Here is an 8,488-nt window from a genome sequence, read left to right as displayed (position 1 = left end):
GTTGGGCGTCGTCACCTTCGGCGTGATGCCGAGGTCCCAGCACCGGCCAGTCGGTCACCAGACGCTGGCCGGGCGGCAGCCGTTCGCGCGCCGGGTCGGCGGCATGGCCCGTCAGTGCGCGGCCGTCGCGCGCCCACTGCTCCTTGGTGGCGACCAGCTTGTCGCGGACGGCGCCCTCCTTCTCCACCTCCTGGCCGGGATCCGGCCCCGTGGCCCTGTCCGCATCCTTCTCCGGTTTTGCGGGTGTGTCGTTCATGGCTCGTCCTTTTCTCCGATTCCGGCTCTTCCGGCAGGGGCCCGCTTAAAAAAGGAACAGACAGTCGGGTTGGCAAGCGGAAGCGGGAGAACTAATTTCCCGAAACCCGGCATATTGGAGCCACAGTTCCACGCCAGGGTGCCGACCGGCCCTGTTCCGCCGCCCCGCCTTTCGCCGCCATCTCCGAGACCACCCGAGTGATTTGCCGATGATCCGGTCCGCAGCGCCCGCCGCATCCCCGTTCGCACGCGCTTGGCGTTTGTTCCTGTTCGGCGGCCTCGCCGTCCTGCTGCTCGCAGGTCTGCTCGCCGGGCCGGGACCCGCCGCGTTGGCCGCCTCGCCGGCCCCCGCCGCCGTCCCAGCCCCGGCCGCCGGGGCCGCCGCTCCCGCCGCCGCGCCGGTGGTGGTGGACGAGGCGACCGTGCAGCAGCTGGAGGCGCTGGTCGGCACGCTGGAGAACCAGGATGCACGCACCCAGCTGGTCACCCAGCTGCGCAACCTGATCACCGCCCAGCGCGGCCTCGCCCAGGCGAAGGAGGCGGAGGGAGAGTCGGCGCTGCCGCAGACCATCGGCGCCCGCGCGCTGGCCTTCCTGGCGGCTCGGATGGATGTGGTCAGTCGCCAGCTGGTGCAGGTCGCCAACGTCTTCTCCGACCTGCCGGGGGCGGTGTCCTGGGTGCAGCGGCAGGTGCAGGACGACATGGCGCGCGAGCGCTGGGTGCAGATCGCCATCCAGCTGACGATGATCCTCGGCATCGGCGCGGTGGCCGCCCGCGGCATCGGCTGGCTGCTCAGCCGGCCGCGCCACGCCATGGCCGCCCGTCCCGTCGGCTCCACCCTGCTGCGCATCCCGATGCTGCTCGGCCGGGCGGTGCTGGATCTGGCGCCGATCCTCGGCTTCATCGTCGTCGCCTATACCGTCCTGTCGGTGACCGAACCGGCGCCGCGGGTACGGCTGGTGGCGCTGGCGGTGGTCAACGCCACCGTCATCACCCAGGCGCTGCTGGTGCTGGTGCGCATGCTGTTCGCGCCCGACGCGCCCAACCTGCGGCTGGTCCAGACCAGCGATGCCGGGGCGCGGCGTTGCTACATCTGGGCGCGCCGGCTGGTCGCGGTGGCGGTCTACGGCTATTTCGTGGCGGAAGGGGCCTATGTGCTGGGCCTGCCGCTGGGGGCCTACGGCGCGCTGCTGAAGCTGCTGGGCGTGGTGATCGCCGGCATGCTGATCGCCCTGATCCTGCAGAACCGGGCCGGTGTCGCCGACTGGATGCGGGGCAACCCGCTGTCGGGCGACGGCGACCCGCTGGCGACCGCCCGGCGCGAGGCGGAGGGGCAGGGGGCGGTCCTGCGCACCGCGCGCCGCCGCTTCGCCGAGATCTGGCATGTGCTGGCCATCCTCTATGTCGTGGTGACGCTGGGCGTCTGGGTTCTCAACGTCTATGGCGGCTTCGAATATCTGGCCCGCGGCACCGCGGTGACCATGGTGGCGGTGGTGGCGGCCCGGCTTCTGGTGACCGGGCTGAACCGGACGCTGCGCCGCGGCCTGACCATGAACCGCGAGCTGGCCGGCAACCTGCCGCAGCTGCACACCCGCGCCTTCCACTATCTCCCCATCGTCCAGCGCATCGGCAAGGCCGTCATCTGGCTGGTGGCGCTGGGCGCCGCGCTGAACGGCTGGGGCATCGACACGCTGGGCCTTGTCGAGTCGGCCGCAGGCCGCCGCATCGTCGGCAGCGCCATCTCCATCGGCCTGCTGCTGGCCGGCGCCATCGTCGCCTGGGAGGTGGTCAGCGCGCTGATCGAGCATTTCCTGCGCGCCACCGACAGGAACGGTACCCGCATCGAACGCAGCGCCCGCATGCGCACGCTGCTGCCGCTTCTGCGCAACGCCTTCCTGATCCTGCTGGTGACGATGGTGTCGCTGATCACCCTGTCCGAACTCGGCGTGAACATCGCACCGCTGCTGGCCGGTGCCGGTGTCGTCGGTCTGGCCATCGGTTTCGGATCGCAGACCCTGGTCAAGGACATCATCACCGGCCTGTTCATCCTGTTCGAGGACACGGTCTCGGTCGGCGACGTGGTGGATGTCGGCGGCGGCCATTCCGGCACGGTGGAGGCGATCTCCATCCGCTCCATCCGCCTGCGCGACGGGGCGGGTGCGGTCCATTCCGTGCCCTTCAGCGCCGTCACCACCGTGAAGAACATGAGCAAGGACTTCTCGGTCACCGCCTTCAACGTCACGGTGTCGAACCGCGAGGACCCCGACCGCATCATCGCCATCCTCAAGGAGACGGGTGCCGAGGTGCAGGCCCAGCCGCAGTTCGCCGCCGACATCCTGACCCCCCTGGAGGTGCTGGGCGTCGACAAGCTGTCCGACACCGGCATCATCATCCTGGCCCAGTTCAAGACACGCCCGACCCGGCAGTGGGGTGTCAGCCGCGAGTTCAACCGGCTGCTGAAGAAGAAGTTCGACGAGCTGGGCATCGCCATGCCGACCCAGTCGATGCAGCTGGTCGTCGGCCAGAACCTGCAGGACCGCGCGCTGGCGGAAGCGCTGAGCCAAGGATCCTGACTGGGGGGATCCTGACGGCAAAGGCCCTGATCCAAAGTACAGGCTGCCAGACCAGGGATGATGGAACCGCCCGGCTTTGCCGGGCGTTTCCTTATGTACGTCCGATAAGCCGGAGCCTGCGGCAGAATGCTCAGCGATGCCTTTTCCCGTTTCGCCCGCTGGATGGAGCGTCAGTCCGGTCGGCCGGTCGCCTTCGTCACCGCCTTCGCGGTCGTGCTGATCTGGGGGCTGACCGGTCCGCTGTTCCACTTCTCCGACACCTGGCAGCTGGTGATCAACACCGGCACCACCATCGTCACCTTCCTGATGGTGTTCATCATCCAGAACGCCCAGAACCGTGACACCCAGGCCATCCACCTGAAGCTGGACGAGCTGATCCGCGTCACCCATTCCGCCCGCAACGGGATGATCGATGTGGAGGAGATGCCGGAAACCGAACTGGCGAAGGTGAAGCGAAGCTTCGAGAAGCTTGCCAAGACCGCCGAGTGTCTGGACCACCGCATCGACGAGAAGGTGGAGCGCGCGGTGGAACGCGAGGTGGACGAGGAACTGGACGAACGCGGCCTTCCCGATCCGGCCGGTCGCAAGCATGGCCGGCGGTAGACAGCCTTATGCGGCCGGTGTCGGCGGGCAGGGGGGACGATGGCTGTGCGGGCGGCGCCAGGAACGCAGCGCGTCGTCGAGCGCCCGGGCGAAGGCGGACCGCTCATCCGGCGACAGGAAGGATCCGACCCCAACCGACTGGCCGTGCGAACTCAGCGTCACCTGACCGGCCTGGCCGCGGCGGTCATGGTCGGCGGGTTCGTTGTGGGTGATCCGCAGCCAATAGGGATGGAAGGACCAGCGCCGCTCCGGCACCTTCCAGTGGACCCGCTGCACCGTCAGCGCGGCTTCGGTCAGACACACCCGTTCATACTGCCGGGCAGAGCGGTAGCTGACGCGGAAGGCCAGCCACAGCGCCAGCACATCCACCCCGCAGAACGGCACCACCGGCCATGCGCCATGGGCGACGAAGATGCCGGCGACGATCAGATTCATCACCACCACCGCCGCCATCAGGACCCGGAAGCCGGTGCGGCCCAGGCTGCGGTGCGGATGGAGAATCGCATCGAAAAACACGCGCGCGGACCCCCTTCCGCCGCTTTCCGCGGGCGAATGGCCGTCGGGCAGAGCCTCATTGGGCGGGGGACCGCAGATGTCGATGGGCATGGCGGCCATCCTAACCCGGCGGCGCCCGGCAAAAAACCGTGGGGAAAGCGGGGTTATGCCGCCTTCGACACCATCGGCACCACGCCGCCGCTCAGGACCCAGGCCATGGCGCTGTCCATCCCGGAAAAATTGGCTCCGGGGAAATCGGTGGCCGGTCCGCCGTCAAGGTCCCCGTCCAGGCCGCTTTCGGCTTGCAGACCCTCGGCCAGGACGAAGATCCGCGCCTGGTCGTCGATACCGGCGGCGATCATCGCCTCTGCCATCACCGAAGCCCAGTCCCAATCGCTCATCACCACGGCGCAGCGCAACTGGCCGCAGGTCCGCGCCAGCTTCATCAGGGCGATGACGATTTCCGGCCGGAATCCCTCGGCTTCGAATCGGTCGAACTCGACAAGGGTGCTCCACGGCGTGCCGCGGGCGCCCAGGGCGGCGCAGTGGCTCTGCACCTGCCGGGCGACGGTATCGCGCTGTTCCAGCGACAGGGTGCCCTGCAACCGGACATGCAGGCCCCAGTCCTTCAGTTCCACAAGATAAGACGCGGTCATATAAAAATACCCTTATCCGATCCGAACGCCACAACCAGGGTGATCCACGGTTCACTTGCAGGCGTTCAAACGGTGTCCTGGCAGCCAGCAAATCATACGCCACAGATGACCGGACCGGAAAGCGATCTTCGTGCGACCAATTCTGTTGGATTGCCGTCACCTATTGGGAGGTTTGTCGCAAATTGCGACGCAACGCTGCAGTTTGGTCTGCGATTCGCCGCTGACTGTTACTCCGCCGTCATGATCCGCTCCGCCTCTGGCGCAAGCACGGCCGTTGCGGCTATGGTGGGGGCCATGAAGCCCGCCGCCGTCCAGGAATTCTTCCGCCGCCTGTCCGCCGCCAACCCGGAACCCCGGAGCGAGCTGGACTACGTCAATCCTTACACGCTGCTGGTCGCCGTGGTCCTGTCGGCCCAGGCCACCGATGTCGGCGTGAACAGGGCGACCGGTCCGCTGTTCCAGGTCGTCACCACGCCCCAGCAGATGGTGGCGCTGGGCGAGGAGGGGCTGCGGCAGTACATCAAGACAATCGGCCTGTTCAACACCAAGGCCAAGAACGTCATCCGCCTGTCGGAACTGCTGATCGACCGTCATGGCGGCGAGGTGCCGCGTGACCGCGAGGCGCTGGAACAGCTTCCCGGCGTCGGCCGCAAGACGGCGAACGTCGTTCTGAACGTCGCCTTCGGGGAGGAAACCATCGCGGTCGACACCCACATCTTCCGTGTCGGCAACCGCACCGGGCTGGCCCCGGGCAAGACGCCGGACGCGGTGGAGGCGAAGCTGCTGAAGGCGGTGCCGAAGCTGTACCGCCGCCATGCCCACCATTGGCTGATCCTGCACGGCCGCTATGTCTGCAAGGCGCGCAAGCCCGACTGCCCGGTCTGCCCGGTCGCCGACCTCTGTGCCTTCAAGGACAAGATCATCGCCTGAATGACCCTGGCCGCGATCACCCTGGCCGAAACGCGAAACGCCCGGCATGGCGGAAGCCAGCCGGGCGTTTCGCGCTTTGTGCCGGTCGCTGCAGACGGTCAGACGGCCTCGGCCGCCGTCACCTGCTCGACCTGGGGCTGGGCGGCCGGAGTGGCGGCGGGCTTGGACCCCGCGCTGTAGATCTGGATGTCGCCGACCAGCTGGCCGCCGGCATCGACCGCCAGCTCGCCGAAGCGGATCGACCCGGTGATCTTGCCGGTGGACCGCACGGTCAGGCGGCCGCGGACGGCGATGTCGCCTTCGAAGCGGCCGGCGATATCGGCCTCCTCGATGTCGACGGAGCCCTTGAACAGGCCGGACTCGGCGATCTCGACCAGCCTGCCTTCGCGCAGCTTGGCTTCCACCGTGCCTTCGACCACCAGCACGTCGCAGGAGCCGATCTCGCCGGTCAGGGAGATGTCGCGGCCGACGGTCAGGCGGCGCTGCTCCGGCACGGCCGGGACGATCGGGGCCTGCGCAACGGGGGCCTGGGCGATGGGGGCGGCCGGGGCGGCGACGGGGATCGACGGCTGGCGCGGGGTGGCGCCCGGCATGTCGACGACCCGGCGCGGCACGTCGGGCTTGAAGCCGGCACCCGGCACGGACGGTGCGGACGGGGGCTTGGGAATGCTGTTCATGTCGGGTCCCTTCGAGGCGGAAGGCATGTCGGGATAGGCCGGGGAGGCGGTCTGCGTGTCGGCCAGGGCGTGGGCCATGCTGGGGGCGGATGCCCCGGCCGCAATCGGATTGCCGCCATGGGTGGGCAGTCCCGCTCCCGGAGTCGGTGCCGGATTGTTGAGGGAGGCGAGCGGCGACGAGACGGCGCCCGGCTCGCCCGGGGTGTACGGACGGGCACCCGGCTGCGGCGGGACGGGGCTGTCGGCCTTGGGAGCGGCGGGCGGTGTCTTTCGTCCGAACAGCATGAGCGGTTCCCCCAATCTGGACATTCGGGTGGCGGGATGGCCTGGAAGCCGAGAGGCCCGTTACTAAGGTGCGCACCGCCGGGAAGGCGGTCGCCGCAGTCGGTTTCCGGGCGGTCTGTTTCCGGGCAGGCGACGGTGTAGGGCCGTGCCGCCTAGCGGCGTATCACGGTCGTCCGGCCGGCCGCAAGGGGCGCCGACATGGACTGTAGGACATGAACCATGAAGGCGCTGGCCACGACCGGGACCAGCAAATTGACGAAGGGGATGGTGGAAAGGAAGGCAATGACGACCCCGGCCAAAAAAGGTTTCAGCGGTCTGGCACGCCGCATCGCGCGGGCGGAGGCGCGGTCCATCCGCCGGTGGGCGATCATCTCGAAATACTCCCGTCCCAGCAGATAGCCGTTGACGGTGTAGAAGACGATCAGGTTCAGGCCCGGCGCGAAGATGTAGACCGGCAGGGCCAGCAGGTTGACCGCCAGCACCAGCAGCAGGAAGCGCAGCGCCGTCGCCAGCTCCTCCAGCCATCCGGCATGGCGCGGGGCGGGCAGGGCGGGGTAATGCCGGGCCTCGACCCGCTCCACCACCTCGTCCAGGAAGAAGCTCGACACGGTGCCGACGGTGGCCGGGAACAGCAGCCATGCCAGCACCAGCACCCCCAGGCCGCCCAGCAGGTCGATGGTGGCATCGACCCAGCCATAGCCGGTCAGTGGCGTCGCTGACAGTGCCCACGACGCGCCGACCGCCAGCAGGCCATAGGCGAGCAGCGAGACGAACACCCCGATCCACACCACCCGGCGCACGCGGGGGTCGGACAGCTGGGTGAAGGCAAGCACGAGGGCGCGGATCATCGGCGGTCCGTGGACGGTTGGGGAAAGGCGCGCGGCCGCCCGCATATCTACGGTGGCCGGCGGCCGGGTTCCAGCCCCGGTCGCGGTAATTCGTTCCTTCAGCCACGCAGGCCGGAGCCGCGCTTGTGATGCGGGCGGTGCTGGCTATACTCGCGCCGCAACACCGTCTTCACCGTACGACCTGTCAGGAGAGCCCATGGCCACGTCCACCCCCGATGCCACCTACGACGTCACCGGCATTGGCAACGCCATCGTGGACGTGATCGCCCACGCCGACGACGCCTTCCTTGCCGCCAACGGCATCGAGAAGGGGGCGATGACGCTGATCGACGCCGCCCGCGCCGAGGAGCTGTATGGCCGGATGGGTCCGGGCGTCGAGGTGTCCGGTGGATCGGCCGGCAACACCATGGCGGGCATCGCCATGCTGGGTGGTCGCGGCGCCTATATCGGCAAGGTGGCCAAGGACCAGCTGGGCGACGTGTTCCGTCACGACATCCGGGCATCGGGCGTCGCCTTCGACAGTGCGCCGCTGGTCGGCGGGGCGCCGACGGCGCGCTGCCTGATCCTGGTCACGCCGGATGCCCAGCGTTCGATGAACACCTATCTCGGCGCCTGCGTCGAGCTGGGGCCGGAGGACATCGACGAGGCGCTGATCGCCGGCTCGCAGGTGACCTATCTGGAGGGCTACCTGTGGGATCCGCCCCGCGCCAAGGACGCCTTCCGCAAGGCGGCGGAGATCGCGCACGCCGCCGGCCGCAAGGTGTCGCTGTCGCTGTCGGACAGCTTCTGCGTCCACCGTCACCATGCCGAGTTCGTCGATCTGGTGGAGCGCCATGTCGACATCCTGTTCGCCAACGAGCATGAGATCGGCGCGCTCTACGGCACCGACACATTCGAGGATGCGCTGGCGGCGGTGAAGCGGCTGGGCAAGACCGCCGCGCTGACCCGCAGCGAGAAGGGCGCCGTCATCGTGTCGGCCGGCGAAGTGGTCGAGGTGGCGGCCGAGCCGGTGGACCGCGTGGTAGACACCACCGGCGCCGGCGACCTCTATGCCGCCGGCTTCCTGTTCGGCCACACCCGTGGCCTGTCCCCGGCCGTCTGCGGCCGTCTGGGCGCCGTCGCCGCAGCGGAGATCATCGGCCATGTCGGCGCCCGGCCTGAGGGAA

8 protein-coding genes and 1 pseudogene are annotated in these 8,488 nt (G+C 68.8%); 4 read left to right on the top strand and 5 right to left on the bottom strand.

Annotation, left to right across the window (positions count from 1 at the left end):
* A pseudogene (locus I71_RS24775) lies at nucleotides 1-256 on the bottom strand (hypothetical protein); the annotation flags it as partial.
* 208 nt (nucleotides 257-464) lie between these two features.
* Here I71_RS24775 and I71_RS24770 point away from each other — a divergent pair.
* Both I71_RS24770 and I71_RS24765 read left to right on the top strand, forming a co-directional pair.
* Nucleotides 465-2,828 carry a mechanosensitive ion channel domain-containing protein gene (locus tag I71_RS24770; protein ID WP_042699929.1) on the top strand — a complete coding sequence of 788 codons (2,364 nt, stop codon included), beginning with the start codon at nucleotides 465-467 and terminating at the stop codon, nucleotides 2,826-2,828.
* A gap of 126 nt (nucleotides 2,829-2,954) precedes the next feature.
* The gene (locus I71_RS24765) at nucleotides 2,955-3,431 is read left to right on the top strand and encodes a low affinity iron permease family protein (RefSeq protein WP_042699927.1); all 477 of its coding nucleotides are present in this window, start codon (nucleotides 2,955-2,957) and stop codon (nucleotides 3,429-3,431) included.
* Nucleotides 3,432-3,437: 6 nt separating this feature from the next.
* Here I71_RS24765 and I71_RS24760 read toward each other — a convergent pair whose 3' ends face one another.
* Both I71_RS24760 and I71_RS24755 read right to left on the bottom strand, forming a co-directional pair.
* Nucleotides 3,438-3,947: a DUF2244 domain-containing protein gene (locus I71_RS24760; RefSeq protein ID WP_042699941.1), complete on the bottom strand. Its 510-nt coding sequence runs from the start codon at nucleotides 3,945-3,947 to the stop codon at nucleotides 3,438-3,440.
* 143 nt (nucleotides 3,948-4,090) lie between these two features.
* The gene (locus I71_RS24755) at nucleotides 4,091-4,582 is read right to left on the bottom strand and encodes a hypothetical protein (protein ID WP_042699924.1); all 492 of its coding nucleotides are present in this window, start codon (nucleotides 4,580-4,582) and stop codon (nucleotides 4,091-4,093) included.
* Nucleotides 4,583-4,876: 294 nt separating this feature from the next.
* Here I71_RS24755 and nth point away from each other — a divergent pair, with 294 nt between their 5' ends.
* Nucleotides 4,877-5,512: an endonuclease III gene (nth, locus tag I71_RS24750; protein ID WP_042699938.1), complete on the top strand. Its 636-nt coding sequence runs from the start codon at nucleotides 4,877-4,879 to the stop codon at nucleotides 5,510-5,512.
* Between the two features lie 98 nt (nucleotides 5,513-5,610).
* Here the strand turns inward: nth and I71_RS24745 are convergent, their stop codons facing one another.
* Nucleotides 5,611-6,474, bottom strand: coding sequence for a polymer-forming cytoskeletal protein (locus tag I71_RS24745; RefSeq protein ID WP_049976317.1), 864 nt, complete (start codon nucleotides 6,472-6,474; stop codon nucleotides 5,611-5,613).
* Nucleotides 6,475-6,626: 152 nt separating this feature from the next.
* The gene (locus tag I71_RS24740; RefSeq protein ID WP_042699921.1) at nucleotides 6,627-7,322 is read right to left on the bottom strand and encodes an EI24 domain-containing protein; all 696 of its coding nucleotides are present in this window, start codon (nucleotides 7,320-7,322) and stop codon (nucleotides 6,627-6,629) included.
* A gap of 196 nt (nucleotides 7,323-7,518) precedes the next feature.
* Here I71_RS24740 and I71_RS24735 point away from each other — a divergent pair.
* The coding region (locus tag I71_RS24735) for an adenosine kinase (RefSeq protein WP_042699919.1) at nucleotides 7,519-8,488 on the top strand (970 nt) is incomplete at its 3' end.

The organism is Azospirillum sp. B506 (assembly GCF_000333595.1).
Taxonomy (GTDB): domain Bacteria; phylum Pseudomonadota; class Alphaproteobacteria; order Azospirillales; family Azospirillaceae; genus Azospirillum.
The sequence above is the reverse complement of the archived record's forward strand: the minus strand, read 5'-3'. Positions and strand labels throughout refer to the sequence as shown.

Coding starts and splice junctions, on each gene's coding strand:
- I71_RS24770 (WP_042699929.1), top strand. CDS start 465: ATGATCCGGTCCGCAGCGCCCGCCGCATCCCCGTTCGCACGCGCTTGG.
- I71_RS24765 (WP_042699927.1), top strand. CDS start 2,955: ATGCTCAGCGATGCCTTTTCCCGTTTCGCCCGCTGGATGGAGCGTCAG.
- I71_RS24755 (WP_042699924.1), bottom strand. CDS start 4,582: ATGACCGCGTCTTATCTTGTGGAACTGAAGGACTGGGGCCTGCATGTC.
- nth (WP_042699938.1), top strand. CDS start 4,877: ATGAAGCCCGCCGCCGTCCAGGAATTCTTCCGCCGCCTGTCCGCCGCC.
- I71_RS24745 (WP_049976317.1), bottom strand. CDS start 6,474: ATGCTGTTCGGACGAAAGACACCGCCCGCCGCTCCCAAGGCCGACAGC.
- I71_RS24740 (WP_042699921.1), bottom strand. CDS start 7,322: ATGATCCGCGCCCTCGTGCTTGCCTTCACCCAGCTGTCCGACCCCCGC.